The sequence below is a fragment of the Rhodopseudomonas palustris genome (genome assembly GCF_003591005.1).
Lineage (GTDB): Bacteria > Pseudomonadota > Alphaproteobacteria > Rhizobiales > Xanthobacteraceae > Rhodopseudomonas > Rhodopseudomonas palustris_K.
Map to the genome: position 1 here is coordinate 44,463 of NZ_QYYD01000026.1, position 15,189 is coordinate 59,651.

14 protein-coding genes are annotated in these 15,189 nt (G+C 65.8%); 10 read left to right on the forward strand and 4 right to left on the reverse strand.

The window, feature by feature from the left end; all coding sequences use genetic code 11:
• Positions 1-14: 14 nt before the first annotated feature.
• The gene (locus D4Q52_RS21385) at positions 15-1,286 is read right to left on the reverse strand and encodes an acyl-CoA dehydrogenase family protein (RefSeq protein ID WP_119858598.1); all 1,272 of its coding nucleotides are present in this window, start codon (positions 1,284-1,286) and stop codon (positions 15-17) included.
• Between the two features lie 365 nt (positions 1,287-1,651).
• On the opposite strand from D4Q52_RS21385, the gene D4Q52_RS21390 reads away from it, so the two are divergent.
• The 3 genes from D4Q52_RS21390 to D4Q52_RS21400 all read left to right on the forward strand — a co-directional run bounded on the left by D4Q52_RS21390 (position 1,652) and on the right by D4Q52_RS21400 (position 5,191).
• Positions 1,652-2,878, forward strand: coding sequence for an ABC transporter substrate-binding protein (locus D4Q52_RS21390; protein WP_234831278.1), 1,227 nt, complete (start codon positions 1,652-1,654; stop codon positions 2,876-2,878).
• Positions 2,879-3,101: 223 nt separating this feature from the next.
• Positions 3,102-4,622: a class I adenylate-forming enzyme family protein gene (locus D4Q52_RS21395; RefSeq protein ID WP_119858599.1), complete on the forward strand. Its 1,521-nt coding sequence runs from the start codon at positions 3,102-3,104 to the stop codon at positions 4,620-4,622.
• Positions 4,623-4,885: 263 nt separating this feature from the next.
• A complete protein-coding gene (locus D4Q52_RS21400) occupies positions 4,886-5,191 on the forward strand; it encodes a hypothetical protein (protein ID WP_119858600.1) in 306 nt (101 codons plus the stop codon).
• 156 nt (positions 5,192-5,347) lie between these two features.
• Here the strand turns inward: D4Q52_RS21400 and cobD are convergent, their stop codons facing one another.
• Entirely contained in the window at positions 5,348-6,403 is a 1,056-nt protein-coding gene (cobD, locus tag D4Q52_RS21405) for a threonine-phosphate decarboxylase CobD (RefSeq protein WP_119858601.1), read from the reverse strand.
• On the reverse strand, positions 6,400-6,540 hold the full coding sequence (locus D4Q52_RS26570; RefSeq protein ID WP_182915400.1) for a hypothetical protein: 141 nt from the start codon (positions 6,538-6,540) through the stop codon (positions 6,400-6,402). The genes cobD and D4Q52_RS26570 overlap by 4 nt, the downstream gene beginning before the upstream one ends.
• A 204-nt stretch (positions 6,541-6,744) precedes the next feature.
• Here D4Q52_RS26570 and D4Q52_RS21410 point away from each other — a divergent pair, with 204 nt between their 5' ends.
• The 3 genes from D4Q52_RS21410 to D4Q52_RS21420 all read left to right on the forward strand — a co-directional run bounded on the left by D4Q52_RS21410 (position 6,745) and on the right by D4Q52_RS21420 (position 8,079).
• The gene (locus tag D4Q52_RS21410; RefSeq protein ID WP_119858630.1) at positions 6,745-7,362 is read left to right on the forward strand and encodes a Crp/Fnr family transcriptional regulator; all 618 of its coding nucleotides are present in this window, start codon (positions 6,745-6,747) and stop codon (positions 7,360-7,362) included.
• 89 nt (positions 7,363-7,451) lie between these two features.
• Positions 7,452-7,643, forward strand: a complete 192-nt coding sequence (locus D4Q52_RS21415) for a YgaP family membrane protein (protein ID WP_119858602.1) — start codon at positions 7,452-7,454, stop codon at positions 7,641-7,643.
• A 70-nt stretch (positions 7,644-7,713) separates the two neighbouring features.
• The gene (locus tag D4Q52_RS21420) at positions 7,714-8,079 is read left to right on the forward strand and encodes a carboxymuconolactone decarboxylase family protein (protein WP_119858603.1); all 366 of its coding nucleotides are present in this window, start codon (positions 7,714-7,716) and stop codon (positions 8,077-8,079) included.
• Positions 8,080-8,305: 226 nt separating this feature from the next.
• On the opposite strand, the gene D4Q52_RS21425 is transcribed toward D4Q52_RS21420, so the two are convergent.
• Complete coding sequence (locus tag D4Q52_RS21425) at positions 8,306-9,985, reverse strand: FAD-dependent oxidoreductase (RefSeq protein WP_119858604.1); 1,680 nt, start codon at positions 9,983-9,985, stop codon at positions 8,306-8,308.
• Between the two features lie 47 nt (positions 9,986-10,032).
• Between D4Q52_RS21425 and D4Q52_RS21430 the strand changes: the two genes are divergently transcribed.
• The 4 genes from D4Q52_RS21430 to D4Q52_RS21445 all read left to right on the forward strand — a co-directional run bounded on the left by D4Q52_RS21430 (position 10,033) and on the right by D4Q52_RS21445 (position 15,086).
• Positions 10,033-11,034 (forward strand): Bug family tripartite tricarboxylate transporter substrate binding protein, encoded by a 1,002-nt coding sequence (locus tag D4Q52_RS21430; RefSeq protein ID WP_119858605.1) that lies wholly within the window; start codon positions 10,033-10,035, stop codon positions 11,032-11,034.
• 487 nt (positions 11,035-11,521) lie between these two features.
• A complete protein-coding gene (gene ribB, locus D4Q52_RS21435) occupies positions 11,522-12,601 on the forward strand; it encodes a 3,4-dihydroxy-2-butanone-4-phosphate synthase (RefSeq protein ID WP_119858606.1) in 1,080 nt (359 codons plus the stop codon).
• A gap of 64 nt (positions 12,602-12,665) precedes the next feature.
• Positions 12,666-13,880, forward strand: coding sequence for an acyl-CoA dehydrogenase (locus tag D4Q52_RS21440; RefSeq protein WP_054160599.1), 1,215 nt, complete (start codon positions 12,666-12,668; stop codon positions 13,878-13,880).
• 273 nt (positions 13,881-14,153) lie between these two features.
• Entirely contained in the window at positions 14,154-15,086 is a 933-nt protein-coding gene (locus D4Q52_RS21445; protein ID WP_119858607.1) for an MBL fold metallo-hydrolase, read from the forward strand.
• Positions 15,087-15,189 lie beyond the last annotated feature (103 nt).

Sequence of the window (15,189 nt, forward strand, 5' to 3'; positions counted from 1 at the left end):
GTTGGCGGTCGATTCTACAGCGTCAGTTCGTGACGACCGACCACCATCCAGTGCACTTCGTCCGGGCCGTCGGCGAAGCGGAGGTGGCGGACGTCGGTGTACATTTCGGCCAGCGGGGTCCACTGCGAGATGCCGGTGGCTCCGTGCATCTGAATCGCCTGGTCGATGATCTTGCAGGCGCGCTCCGGCACCATGGCCTTGACCATGCTGACCCAGACGCGCGCTTCCTTGTTGCCGAGCACGTCCATCGCCTTGGCGGCCTTCAGCACCATTAGGCGCATCGCCTCGATCTCGCAGCGGGCCTGCGCGATGATCTGCATGTTGCCGCCGAGATGCGCGATCTTCTTGCCGAAGGCTTCGCGGGTGAGGCCGCGCGCCACCATCAGGTCGAGCGCCTTCTCGGCCTTGCCGATGGTGCGCATGCAGTGATGGATGCGGCCCGGGCCGAGGCGGAGCTGCGAGATCTCGAAGCCGCGGCCTTCGCCGAGCAGGATGTTCTCCTTCGGCACCCGCACATTGTTGAAGCGCATGTGCATGTGGCCGCGCGGCGCGTGATCGTGGCCGAACACGTGCATCGGGCCGATCACTTCGACGCCGGGGGTGTCGACGGGCACCAGGATCTGCGACTGCTGTTTGCTGGGCGCGGCGGTCGGATCGGTCTTGACCATGACGATCATGATCTTGCAGCGCGGGTCGCCGAGGCCGGAGATGTAGTACTTCTCGCCGTTGATCACCCACTCGTTGCCGTCGAGCACGGCCGAGGTCGAGACGTTCTTGGCGTCGGAGGATGCGACGTTCGGTTCGGTCATCACATAGGCCGAGCGGATCTCGCCGTTGAGCAGCGGCTTCAGCCACTTTTCCTTCTGGGCCGGCGTGCCGACGCGCTCCAGCACTTCCATGTTGCCGGTGTCGGGCGCCGAGCAGTTCATCACTTCGGAGGCGAGCGGCGCCTTGCCGAGTTCGATTGCGATATAGGCGTAGTCGAGATTGTTCAGGCCTTCGCCGGTTTCGGCGTCGGGCAGGAAGAAGTTCCACAGGCCTTCTTCCTTGGCCTTCGCCTTGGCCTTGCCGAGCAGATCGAGCTGCTCCTGCGAGAACGACCAGCGGTTCGGATTCTTCGCTTCCGCGATCTCGAACTCATGCTGCATCGGCTCGACCGTCTCGGCGATGAACTTCTTGACGTGGTCGTACAGCGGCCGGACCTTTTCCGACATCCGCAGGTCATTCAGTTCGTCTTCCGGCGACAGCGTGTAGGGGGTCTGGCGGGGCACATAAGCCACTTGCATCGTATCGTCCTCCCGATGTGATCATCGCGTTGGTCCACCCTGCATGGATGGTTGCGGTTCTTTATAGACACGTTCCGGCGCGGTTGTCGAAGGTCGCGGATGAGGGCCGCTCCTCGGGCTCAACTCAGGCTGATCGACGCTCCGTGGCACCATGCTCTGGTGAAATCGTGACACAATGCCGCCTCAGCGATTTCGCCGCATTGATATTCCGTGTGGCGATCATCGTAGTGAGGGATCATGAGCTTGACTGAATGTGAGCCGATCTGCACGAGATCGTGCTCTTGACCGGCCCTATCAACGCGGCGTCCGGCTGGAACATGCGAAAGTTCGGAGGATTGGAAAACAAGATGATACGAGCTGAACGGATGATCACAAGGCGTGCTGCCGCGTTGGCCCTTGGAGCGGCGCTCGGGCTTGCCGGCTTCTCCGGCAGCGCCTCGGCGCAGCAGGCCGATAATTCGCCGATCCGGATCGGCGTCCTCACCGACATGTCGGGCTTGTTCGCCGACATTTCAGGCCCCGGCGCCGTCGTTGCGGTGAACATGGCGGTCGAGGATTTCGGCGGTAAGGTGCTCGGCCGTCCGATCGAGGTGTTGTCGGCCGACCACCAGAACAAAGCCGATATCGGGCTATCGCTGGCACGAGGCTGGATCGACGAGAAGAACGTCGTGATGCTCGCGGACCTGATGAACTCCTCGGTCGCGCTCGGCGTCATGGAGCTGACCAAAGCGAAGGATCGGATTGCGATCGTCAACGGCGCCTCGACGTCGGTGATCACCAACGAGAAGTGCACGCCGAACAGCATCCACTACACCTGGGACACCTATGCGCTGGCGCGCGGCACCGCCAACGCCGTCGTCAGCCGCGGCAAGAAAAAGTGGGCGATCCTGCAAGCCGACTTCGCTTATGGTCACCAGCTCGCCAACGACAGCCGGCGCTTCGTCGAAGCTGCCGGTGGGACGATCGTCGCGGACATCAAGCACCCGATCAACACGTCCGACTTCTCTTCCTTCCTGCTGCAGGCGCAGAGCTCGAGCTCGGACGTTATCGCGCTCGCCAATGGCGGCGCCGACACCATCAACGCCATCAAGTCGGCCGCCGAGTTCGGTATCGGCCGCGACGGCAAGCAGCAGGTGGTCGGGCTCGCAATCAATCTCAACGACACCAAGGCGCTCGGCCTGCAGGCCGCGCAGGGACTGCTGCTCACCGAAGCCTGGTACTGGGATTTGAACGACGACACCCGGGCCTTCGCCAAGCGCTTCATGGACAAGTTCGGCAAGATGCCGACCTCGACCCAGGCCGGCGACTACTCGTCGACCATGCACTATCTTAAGGCCGTCGCCGCCGCCGGTACGCTCGATGCCCAGACCGTGATGGCCAAGATGCGCGAGATGCCGGTCGACGATTTCTTCGCCAAAGGCGGCAGGATCCGCATCGACGGCCGCATGGTGCACGATATGTATCTGGCGGAAGTGAAGAAGCCGGCCGACTCCAAGGGCCCGTGGGACTTCTACACCATCCTCGAGACCATCCCGGGCGACAAGGCCTTCCGCCCGCTATCGGAAAGCGCCTGTCCGCTGGTGAAGAAGTAAACGGCGGTCCTGCCGTGGCGTGCGTCCGCACGTTTAAAGGCCCGGCACGCGCACGCACCTCTCAATGCGTGATGGCCGGGCTTGACCCGGCCATCCACGTCTCACTCTCTGCAGCGAGGTTGGCGCCTCGGTCTTCGCGCCCACCTCTCCACGTCATGGCCGGGACAAGCCCGGCCATGACGTGCGCTGACTACATGTTTGGATAGTTACCCGGAGTTTCCCCATGTCCTCGCCGTCCCGCAATCTCGGCTGCTGCTTCGATCCGTCGCGCGATCCCGACAAGGTCGCGATTGTCGATCTCAGCCGGTGGGAGCAGCCGGCAGAGGTGACCTATGCAGCGCTCGATGCTGCCTGTGATGCGGTGGCACGTGGTCTATTGCGTAAGGGACTGAAGCCGGGCGACCGCGTCGGCATCATGGCGCTCAACTCGGCGCCGCTGATCGCCGCCTATCTCGGCATCATGCGGGCCGGCATGGTGGCGGTGCCGATCTCCTTCAAGCTGGCGCGCGAGACTGTGGACTACATCGTCAAGGACGCCGACTTGCGCGCGGTGTTCCACGATGCCGAGCGCGCCGCGCTGGTCCCGCACGGAGTGCTGGGGATCGATTTCGAAGCGCCGGATGGCTACGCCGCGCTACTCGATCCTGGAGCGTTCGCCGCGTTCGAGCCGCAGGGGCGCGAACTGGCGATGATCCTCTATACCTCGGGTTCGACTGGATTGCCGAAAGGCGTGCTGCTGTCGCACGCCTCGCAGCGCTGGTTCATGGAGGCCGGCACATTCGGCGAGGACCGCTCGCAGCATCGCTACATCGTGGCGGCGCCGATGTTCCACATGAACGCGACCATCAGCGTCAAGATGGCGCTGATGGTCGGCGCGTCGTTCGTGTTGCTGCCGGCGTTCGACGCGAAGCGTTATGCCGAAGCCATCAGCCGCTACCGCGTCACCTGGCTGACCTCTGTGCCGACCATGCTGGCGATGCTGGCGCGCGAGCACGACCTGCTCGGCACGCTCGACTTTTCGTCGGTCAAAAACGTCACGATGGGCTCGGCCCCGCTGACGGCGGCGCTGGTCGACAAGGTTCGAAGCCTGTTTCCGGGCGCTGCGATCAACAATGCCTACGGCACCACGGAGGCTGGTCCCGGCGTGTTCGGCCCACACCCGGACGGAGTTGAGCGGCCTGACGTCGCGCTCGGCTATCCGATCGCCGGGGCGCAGGTTGAACTACGAGAGGGGGCGTCGCCCGACGAGGGTGTGCTCTACATGAAAAGCCCGATGCTGATGGAGGGCTACAATAACCGGCCGGACAAGACCGCCGAGGTGATGCACGACGGCTGGTATCGCTCCGGCGACATTATGCGCCGCGACGCCAACGGCTTCTTCCACTTCGTCGGCCGCGCCGACGACATGTTCGTGGTCGGCGGCGAGAACGTCTGGCCCGGCGAGGTCGAGAAGCTGATCGAGCGGATGCCTGGGGTCCATCAGGCCGCGGTCGTCCCGGTACCCGACGACATCAAGGGCACGCTGCCGTTCGCCTTCGTGGTGAAGCAGGCCGGCAGAGATGTCGACGAGGCCGCGGTGAAAGCCTTCACGATCGCCAATGGTCCGGCCTTTGCGCATCCGCGCTTTGTCGAATTCCGCGCGGCTATTCCGCTGTCGGCCACCAACAAGCCCGACCGGCGGCTGCTGACGCAGGAGGCCGAGCAGATCGCGACGAAGCGCCGGGCGGCTGGCGAGCGGGGATGACAGTCATGTGCCGGCGCCTTCACTGCGGCGGCTACGCTTTAGTCAGCATGGACAAGCGCCTCCACGGTCCCAGTAGTTGACTCAGGCTACGAGCATTAAGTCTCTGTTGGCGTTCGGCTTTTGACCTCCGGATGAATACGGAGGTATCCCGCTCTGCGTTGACAATTGCTGCGCTGCGGCGGATTGATAACTGATCAATTCGGACTGCAAGGCGGTAGCGATTGCGCCGCCCAGGTCCGGCCGCGACAGCACGGGAGAGAGATGTGAAAGCCCTGGTCCGAGCGTTCTACTATGTGCCGGTGATCGGCTGGCTGACCAAGGATGCGGTGCACGGCACTCCGGAGGCGAAGTACTTCTTCGCCTTCAACATGGCGGTGCTGCTGTTCGGCGCGATTTATCTGATCGGCTATCCGCTGGTGATCACGCTCGGCCTGCTCGGCTCAGCCGCCGGCCTCTCGGGCCTCGTGCTGCTAACGATGGGCGACGCCTTTGACCGCCGCGCCTCCCGCGCCGTCGCCAGGGCCCCGGCTCCGCCGCTCCGCAAGCCCTCGATGCGCCGCGCGGCTTAAGTGCCTCTGCTGCTCGTCAGTCGGCTGGCCGCTAGGCACAACCTCTTCCCGTCATGGTCGGGCTTGTCCCGGCCATCCACGCCTTTTTGATATCAGCGCCGTCAGGCGTGGATGCCCGGGACAGGCCCGGGCATGACGATGGTGAGAGGCCGTGGGTTAAACTGCGGCTTCGCTAGCGGTCGGCGCTGTTATCAGCATCGCGCAAGCCTGCGCCAGCCGCCGCCATGCGGCTTCATCGACCGGCAGGCCGAAGCGATAGCGCTGCGGGCTGTGGGAAAAGCCGCGGATCAAGATGCCGGCGCGGGCGAAGGCGTCGACCAGGTCGCGGCCGTCGCGATCTTCATATAGCCCGAATAAATCGGTGCCGCCGCACGCGGTCAGGCCGGCGGTGGCCAGGGTTGCATCCAATCGCAGGCGGTCCGCTGCCAGGCGCCGGCCCGTGGTCGTAATCCAACTGTCGTCCCGCAGCGCCCGTGTCGCGATCGCGCAGGCGGGGCCGGAGGCGGCCCAGTCGCCGAGCAGGTCGCGCCACGGTCCGGCGTCCCGCGCATCGACCGCGACGAAGCCGAGCCGCAGCCCCGCCAGGCCAAAGAACTTGCCGAGCGAACGCAGCACCACCACGCCGCGCGGCAGCGCCGGCTCGTGGAGTAGCGACAGCTTCGGCCGAACGTCGGCAAAGGCCTCATCCACCACCAGCTGCTTGCCGGCCGCGCACCAGCGCTGCGCGAACGCGCTCAAAGCCGCGGCGTCAAAGGCGCGGCCGTCGGGGTTGTTCGGGTTGACGATCACCAGCGCCGCAAGCCCAGCGCGGGCGTCGGGCAGGGCGGCGAGTTCGTGCACCTGCGCGCCCGCTGCGCGCCACGCGGCGGCGTGCGAGCTGTAGGTGGGCGTCAGGATGCCGACCTTGACGCCGTGCGCTGCGAGGACTCGCGGTGCCAGCCGGATGGCAATTTCGCTGCCCGGCGCAGGCAGCAGCACGGCGCCGCGCGGCAGGCCATAAGCTGCCGCCGCGGCGGCACAGAGCTGATCGAGTTCGGCGGCGAGCGGCAGCCGTGAGAAGCACTCGGGCGGCAGCGGCGGGATCGGGTAGGGAACGGGGTTGATGCCCGTCGACAAGTCGATCCACGGCCGCGGCGCGTCCGGATAGGCCAAGGCGGCGAGATCGACGCGCCCGCCATGGACCTTCAGCGCCGCCAAAGCGGCGCTGGTCACGGCATCACCAGCCAATAGCCTCCGACGACCAGGATCAGCGCCAGCGTCACGATCACCGCCAGCACCGCACCGATAATGGCGCCGAGGCCGTGGCCGTCGAGCCAGTTCTGCAGCTTATTGCCCAGTCCGAGAGCCATCGTCTGTCCATTCCTGTTCATCGGGAGTGTCGATCTAGCACAGCACCCACGCCGGGCGCAGCAGCGGCGGTTCGGCGCCGCGGGCATTGATGCCGATCAATTGGACGAAGCCGTGCGTCGATCATACGATCGCTCCGACCCGCTGTGGATGGACGCCCTGTGCCGGATCTCGACTGGTTGAAGCAATTTCCCGCACTGGCCACGATGCCGGAGGGCGAACGCGCGCCGCTCGCCGCCGGCGCGATGGCGATGAACGCGCCGGCCGGCACGACGGTGTATGCGCCAGGCGAGCCGTGTAACGCCTTCGTCCTGGTGATCGATGGCGGCGTCCGCGTGTATCAGCTCGATGCCGACGGCAACGAGATCGTGCTGTACCGGCTCGGCCCCGGCAGCATCTGCATCCTCACGACGTTGGCGCTGCTCGCCTCCGACGCCTACAGCGCCTTCGCCATCACCGAGACGCCCGTGCACGCGATGGCGCTGCCGGCCGCGACCTTCAATGATCTGATGGCGCGTTCGGCGCAATTCCGCAGCTTCGTGTTCGGCGCCCAGGCGGCGCGGATGGCCGATCTGATGACGGTGATCCAGAACGTCGCCTTCGCGTCGATCGAATCGCGGCTGGCGGCACGATTGCTGACGCTGGCCGGCGGCGGCCGCGAATTGTCGATCACCCATCAGCAACTCGCCGCCGAGATCGGTAGCGCCCGCGAGGTCGTCAGCCGCCAGCTCAAGACGTTCGAGCGCCGCGGTTGGGTCAGCCTGGGCCGCGGCCGGGTCGAGCTGCGCAACGCCGCGCCGCTGCGCGCTGCCGCCGGGCATTGAATTTCTCGGCCCGGTGACTTCGTCACAGACGACTTATCCCCTCGCGCCGTAGACAGGCAGCGTCACTCAACCAAGCGAGGGGAAACACCATGACCACCAATGTCGGAATGATCGATCGTCTGCTGCGCGCCGTCGTCGGCATCGGCCTGATTACTTGGGCGCTGACCGGCGGCCCGATCTGGGCGTGGGTCGGCGTCGTGCCGCTGCTGACCGCCGCGGTCGGTTTCTGCCCGGCCTACACGCTGTTCGGCATCCGGACCTGCCCGGCCAAGCAGTCCTGATCGACGCGTTCGTCATCGCTCCCGGAATCGGTCAAGGCCGATCCGGGAGTGTTCTCATTCAGGTGAAACCATGCACAAGAACTGGATCGATCTGACGGGCGAATTGTCGGTGGCCCTGCGCGAAGTCCGCACCGGCGCGCCCGATGTGATGAAGGGCTTCTCGGCGATCGCGCAGGCGGCGCTCAAGGCCAACGCGCTCGACACCAAGAACAAGGAGCTGATCGCGCTGGCGATCTCGGTCGCGACGCGCTGCGACGGCTGCATCGGCTTCCACGCCGAAGCCGCGGTGAAACAGGGCGCCACCCGCGACGAGATCATGGAAACGATGGGCATGGCGATATACATGGGCGCCGGCCCCAGCGTGATGTACGCCGCACAGGCCGTTGAAGCGTATGATCAGTTCGCGAAGAAGAAGGCGGCGGCGACACCGGCATAGTTGGGCGAAACCTCACCCCTTCGTACCAGGCCGTAGGGTGGGTTAGCGCAAAGCGCGTAACCCACCATCCATGGTGAGGGCCTTGATGGGTTACGGCGCAAGAGCGCCTAACCCATCCTACGACCGTACCGACTCACTGCTCGCGTCGCCCTCACCCCAACCCTCTCCCGCAAGCGGGAGAGGGAGCGCGCTGTGCTTGGGGCGAGGCCTCATGCCATCGTGCGAACTACGCCGCTCGCGCCAGCTTCACCTTGCGGCCGAGCAGCTGATCGATGAGTGCTTCTGGATCCGCCGGCACCATGTCTCCACGCCAGGCGATGTGTTGGTCGGTGCGGACTAGCAGCAGGGCGTGGTCGTACAGCGCGGCGGTTTCGGGGGGGATGTCGATGACTTCGATCGGCGCGCCGGCGCGGCGCAGCGGCGCTATCAACGCGTCGACGACGATCGCCGGATCGCGGCGCAGCAGCGTGTAGCCGGCGCTGAGCGTATCGGTGATCGGCCGGCCGTCCGGCATCCGTGAGAACGGCATGCGGCAGCCCGGCACGGTCGAGGGCGTGAAGTCCGCCATGCTGTAGGCCGGCGGCGACGCGTCGTCGGAAACGATAATCGGCGATCGATCGTAGAAGTAACCGAAGTTCAGCCCGCCGCAGCAATATTGCTGCACGTTGAGATCGTATGCGGCCTGGCCGACGCGCTGCCGCGCTTCGTCGCCCTCGGGACCGTCCGCTTCCACCTCGGGCGGCACCGCACGGCGCTGGCCCAGCACCTTGCCGGCCATGTCCATGGCGAAGTGCGACACCTGTTCGGTGATCGGCAGTCGCTCCGCCTCGTAGGCGTCTAGGATGTCGGGTGATGCCCAGCCTTGCAGCACGGCACCGAGCAGCCAGGCAAGATTAGTAGCATCGGCGATGCCGGCATTCATGCCGTAACCCGCATACGGCATCCACAGATGGGCGGCGTCGCCGCAGATGAAGGCCCGACCGTCGCGGAATTTGTCGGCGACCAGCCGCCGGCCGACCCAATCTTCTTTGCTGAGCACCTCGTACTCGAAGTCCTCGCCGACGCCCAGGATGGTGCGGATCGACCAGTCGCGGTCCACGGTGTCGAAGGTTTCCTCGGCGCGGTTGAGGTGATTGTGGATCAGCCAGGTCTCGCGGCCGTCGATCGCCACCAATGTGCCGCAGCGCCGCGGGTTGAGCGCCAGCGTCATCCAGGCCGGCTTGCCGAGCATGCCGAGCAGCCGCGGCGCGCGGATATAGGTCGACTGCACGTTCTGGATCACCGGTGTGCCGGAGAGTTGCGCGCCGATCGCCTTGCGCACCAGCGAGCGCGCGCCATCGCAGCCAACCAGGTAGTCGGCGCGCAGCGTGAAGGTCTCGTCGTCGTCGAGCCTGCGCAGGCTGGCGGTGACGCCGTGCTCGTCCTGCACGAAACTCTCGAACGCCGTCCGATTGAGGATGGTGACGCCGCTGGTGGCGGCCGCATAGGCGAACAGCACCGGCTCGAGATAGATCTGGTTGATGCGATGCGGCGGTTCCGCGGTCGGCCAGTGTGTATCGGGCCCTTCGGTCGCGGTGTAGCGATCACGCCGGCTCGGGATCGGAATGCGCGACATCTCGATGCCGGTCGCCGTGGTGCGATATGCGCAGTCGTTCGGATAGTCCGCCGGTAGACCGGTGTCGCGCAGCTGCTGCGCCACGCCGAGCCGGCGGAACACTTCCATCGAGCGGGCCGAAACGTGATTGCACTTGACGCTCGGCGGCTCGCCGGCGCTGCGCGTCTCCACCACGGTCACCTTGATGCCACGTTGCGCCAGATCGATCGCCAGCGTCAGCCCGACAGGTCCTGCGCCGACAATGACGACGCTTGACTCGGAGGCAGAATACGACGTGGAGTGATCGGGCATCGTCACCGTCCGCTTACTAAAAACAACATCATTGGGGAGGACCATAGATGCTTCGCCGTCCGAGGCAATACCAACCGCGCCGGAACCCGCTGCTGATCGCGGCCCTGCTAATCGCTGGCTTCGTATTGCCGTCGGCGGCGCGCGCGGGCTATCCGGATCATCCGATCAAGATCATCGTGACATTTCCGCCCGGCGGAAGCGCCGACATCGTGCTGCGTGCGCTGCAACCGTCGATCGCCGAGGATCTCGGCCAGCCTTTGGTGATCGAGAACCGCGCCGGCGCCGGCGGCAATATCGGCATCGGCGCCGTGGTGCAGTCGCCGCCCGACGGCTACACGCTCGGCGTCGCGGCGGCGGGCGTGCTCACCGTCAATCCGCATCTCAATCCGTCGGCGATGAACTTTGATCCGTTGAAGGATCTGGCGCCGGTGACGCTGCTCGCGAAGATCCCGTTCGTGGTGGTGTCGTCACCATCGGCGAAGCTGCCGATGCTCAAGGATGTCATCGACACCGCCAAGGCCAAGCCCGGCGCGCTGTCGATCGGCCATGGCGGCAACGGCACGGCGATGCATCTGACCTCGGCGCTGCTCGAGCAGAAAGCCGGCATCGATCTGCAACTGGTGTCGTATCGCGGCACGGCGCCGGCCGCGACCGACGTGCTCGCCGGCCACATCCCGCTTGCGGTGCTGGATATCCCGGCGTCGCAGCAGCTGATCCGCGACGGCCGGCTGACCGCACTCGGCGTCTCGGCCGCCAAGAGGGTGAGCTTCCTGCCCGACGTGCCATCGCTGGCCGAGCTCGGCGTCAAGGATTTCGAATCCGTCGGCTGGTTTGGCCTGGTGGCGCCGGCCGCGACGCCGCCCGACATTCTGGCGCGGCTCAACGCGGCGTTCGTCAAAGCGCTCCGCGATCCCGCCGCGGTCGAGAAGATCCGCACCCTCGGCGCCGAACCATCCCCCACCAGCGCCGCCGACTTCGCCGCATTCATCCGGGCTGAGCATGGCAAATGGGGCGAGGTGATCAAGGCCGCGGGAATTAAGGGGGAGTAGCAAGACCGCTCGCCGTCATTGTGAGCCAACGGGTCGGCGCAGAGCGCCGCCCGATGACAGGCTCCGCGAAGCAATCCAGCCCCGCGCACGGACTAACCTCTCCCCGCGCGCGGGGAGAGGTCGGATTGCGCAGCAATCCAGGTGAGGGGGCGTCTTCACGCGGCCGAGCGTCAGCTTGTCGCGACAAACGCTGAGAGTCACTGCCCGCGTCGCCCCTCACCCCAACCCTCTCCCCGCAAGAGCGGGGCGAGGGAGCTCGCCGTGCTTGGGGCGAAGGAGCGCGCCGCGAGCGGGGAGAGGGAGCGGGCTGCGTTGCGGGGAGGGATCGTGCTTGCCTGGCTTGCCGTGCTCCGCGGGCGGATCGACGGCATGCTGTGCCCCACCTGCATTCCGCTGTGCGACAGGTGCAGGCGGCCTCGCAGCGGCGCGGGTTGCGTCGCCCGGCGGGCTGCGTCATATGGACGGCACTTGTTCCAGAGAGTGACCCATGGCGCACCCGATCCAGGACGTTCTGCAAGCCTTCGCCGCCGGCGAAATCGTCGTCGTCACCGATGACGACGACCGCGAGGGCGAGGGCGATCTCGTCGTCGCCGCCTCGTTGTGTACGGCCGAGAAGATGGCTTTCATCATCCGCCACACCTCCGGCATCGTCTGCGCACCGATTACGTCGGACGATGCGCGCCGCCTCCGGCTCGATCCGATGGTGGCGCATAACGACAGCAATCACACCACCGCCTTTACGGTCTCGATCGACTACAAGCCCGACAACGGCACCGGTATCTCGGCCGACGAGCGCGCCTCGTGCTGCCGCGCGCTGGCCAATCCCAACGCCGGCGCCAACGATTTTGCCCGTCCGGGCCACATCTTCCCGCTGATCGCGCGCGATGGCGGCGTGTTGCTGCGCTCCGGCCACACCGAGGCCGCGGTCGATCTGTGCCGGCTCGCCGGCCTGCCGCCGGTCGGCGTGATCAGCGAACTGATGAACGACGACGGCACCGTCACCAAGGGTGCTCAGGTCGTTGAATTCGCCAGGAAGCACAACCTCAAGCTCGTTACCATCGCCGACCTGATCGCGCATCGCCAGGCGCGAGAAAAGCTGATCGAGCGCGTCGCCACGTTCCCGATGGAAAGCCCGATCGGCCCGATGCAGGGCTATGCCTATCGCTCTCCGTTCGACGAGATTGCGCATCTCGCCTGCGTCTACAATGGCATCGGCGACGGCAAGAACGTGCTGACGCGGTTCCACAAGCCGAACATCGTCAAGGATATCTTCACCGGCCCGCGCCGGATGGAAGCGGTGCTGGATCACTTCAGGAAAAACGGTTCCGGCGTGCTGATCTATCTGCGCGACGGCGCTGCTGGCGTTCCTGTCGCGCCGATCGACGAGCCGAAATCAGCCGAGGCCGATCGTCACCGGCAATGGCGCGAGATCGGCGTGGGCGCCCAGATCCTGCGCGATCTCGGCGTCAGTTCGATCCGGCATCTCACCTCGTCGCAGCTCGACTACAAAGGGCTGTCGGGGTTCGGCATTGAGATCGTCGGCAACGAGCACCTTGAAGGCTCCTGATCCAGGTCTTACCCTCAAAAGTCACATCTCCCGAGACGGCGGAAACGTCTGAAAGGACCACTGCATGAGCGTTCGCGCGCAAACCAAGGACAAGCCGGTTCCCGCAAGCTTCAAGTGGGACGACCCGCTGCTCCTGGAAGATCAGCTCACTGAAGACGAGCGGATGATCCGCGATACCGCGCGCGCCTACGCGCAGGACAAGCTGCTGCCGCGCGTCAGCCAGGCCTATCTCGAAGAGAAGACCGATCGCGAAATCTTCAACGAGATGGGCTCCCTCGGCCTGATCGGCATCACGCTGCCGGAAGACTACGGCTGCGCCAACGCAAGCTACGTCGCCTACGGTCTGGTGGCGCGCGAGATCGAGCGCGTCGATAGCGGCTATCGCTCGATGAACTCGGTGCAGTCGTCGCTGGTGATGTATCCGATCTACGCCTACGGCGACGAGACCCAGCGCAAGAAGTATCTGCCCAAGCTCGCCTCCGGCGAGTGGGTCGGCTGCTTCGGCCTCACCGAGCCGGACGCCGGCTCGGATCCGGGCGGCATGAAGACCAAGGCCGAGAAGGTCGCGGACGGCTATCGGCTGACTGGCTCGAAGATGTGGATCTCCAACGCGCCGATCGCCGACGTGTTCGTGGTGTGGGCGAAGTCCGCCGCGCACGACAATCAGATCCGCGGCTTCATCCTCGAGAAGGGCATGAAGGGCCTCAGCGCGCCGAAGATCGGCGGCAAGCTCTCTTTGCGCGCGTCGATCACCGGCGAGATCGTGATGGACGGCGTGGTGGTCGGCGAAGACGCGCTGCTGCCCAACGTCTCGGGCCTCAAGGGGCCGTTCGGTTGCCTCAACCGCGCCCGCTACGGCATCTCCTGGGGCGTGATGGGCGCCGCCGAGGACTGCATGCACCGCGCCCGGCAGTACACGCTGGACCGCAAGCAGTTCAACCGCCCGCTCGCCGCCACCCAGCTGGTGCAGAAAAAGCTCGCCGATATGGAGACCGAGATCTCGCTCGGCCTGCAGGCCAGCCTGCGCGTCGGCCGGCTGATGGACGAGGGCCGCTTCGCGCCGGAGATGATCTCGCTGGTCAAGCGCAATAATTGCGGCAAGGCCCTCGACATCGCCCGCGTCGCCCGCGACATGCACGGCGGCAACGGCATCCAGATCGAGTACCACGTGATGCGCCACGCCCAGAACCTCGAGACGGTCAACACCTACGAGGGCACCCACGACGTCCACGCGCTGATCCTCGGCCGTGCCATCACCGGCCTGCAGGCGTTCGCGTAAGACGGGTGAGCACCACCTCTCAACGTCATTCCGGGATGCGCCTTCTTGGGCGCAGGCCTGGAATCCATACTCCCGGCGGTGGTTATGGATTCCGGGCTCGCGCGGAGCCTGTCATCGGGCCGGCTGAAGGCCGGACCCGGTGGCGCGCCCCGGAATGACGAACGCGTAGGATGGGTTGAGCGCAGCGAAACCCATCACGCGATGACCAAGATGGGTTTCGCTGCCGCTCAACCCATCCTACAAACTAACAACAACATTATGGTTGGGAAGCGCATGAGCGACGCCAGCGACAGTTCCGACGACGTTCCGTTCAATCGCGACTTCCCGCTGCAAGCCGGCGTGGTCGAGGAGATCCGGCCCGGGCTGCGCCGCGTGCTGTGTAACAACCCGTCGCCGTTCACCTTCACCGGCACCGTCAGCTACATCATCGGCACCGGCAAGGTTGCGATCGTCGATCCCGGCCCGGACGACGAAGCCCACGCGCAGGCGCTGATCGATGCGGTGAAGGGCGAGACCGTCACCCATATCCTGGTCACCCACACCCACAAGGACCACTCGCCCGGTACGCCGCGCCTGAAGGCCGCCACCGGCGCCACCGTTTATGCCGAAGGCCCGCACCGCGCGTCGCGGCCGTATTTCGAGAGCGAGACGGTGTCGACCGAATCCGGCGCCGACCGCGCGTTCCGGCCCGACGTCACCATCCGAGACGGCGACGTGATCGAGGGCGACGGCTGGGCGGTCGCGGCGGTGGCGACGCCGGGCCACACCGCCAACCACATGGCGTTCGCCTGGACGGACCGCGACGCGATCTTCGTCGGCGATCACGTGATGGGCTGGTCGACCTCGATCGTCGCGCCGCCGGACGGCTCGATGGTCGACTACATGACGTCGCTCGACCGCCTGATCGGCCGCGACGAGCAACTGTATCTGTCCGGCCACGGCGCCGAGATCCTTGAAGGCCCGCGCTACTCGCGCTTTTTGAAGCGCCACCGCGTCGCCCGCGAAGCCTCGATCCTGCACCGCCTTGCCAAGGGCGAGACCGACATCCCGACGATGGTGCGTGCCATTTATATCGGCATCGACCCGCGTTTGATGGGCGCCGCCGGCTACTCGGTGCTGGCGCATCTCGAAGATCTGGTGACACGCGGCGTGGTTGCGACGGACGGCGATCCGCTGATCGGTGGCCGGTACAGGCTGGCGAAGTAACAGCCGCTGCCTCGTAGGATGGGTTGAGCGAAAGCGAAACCCATCGCCCCCGCACGAACGCTTGATGGGTTTCGCTGCGCTCAACCCATCCTACAGCTCCTGT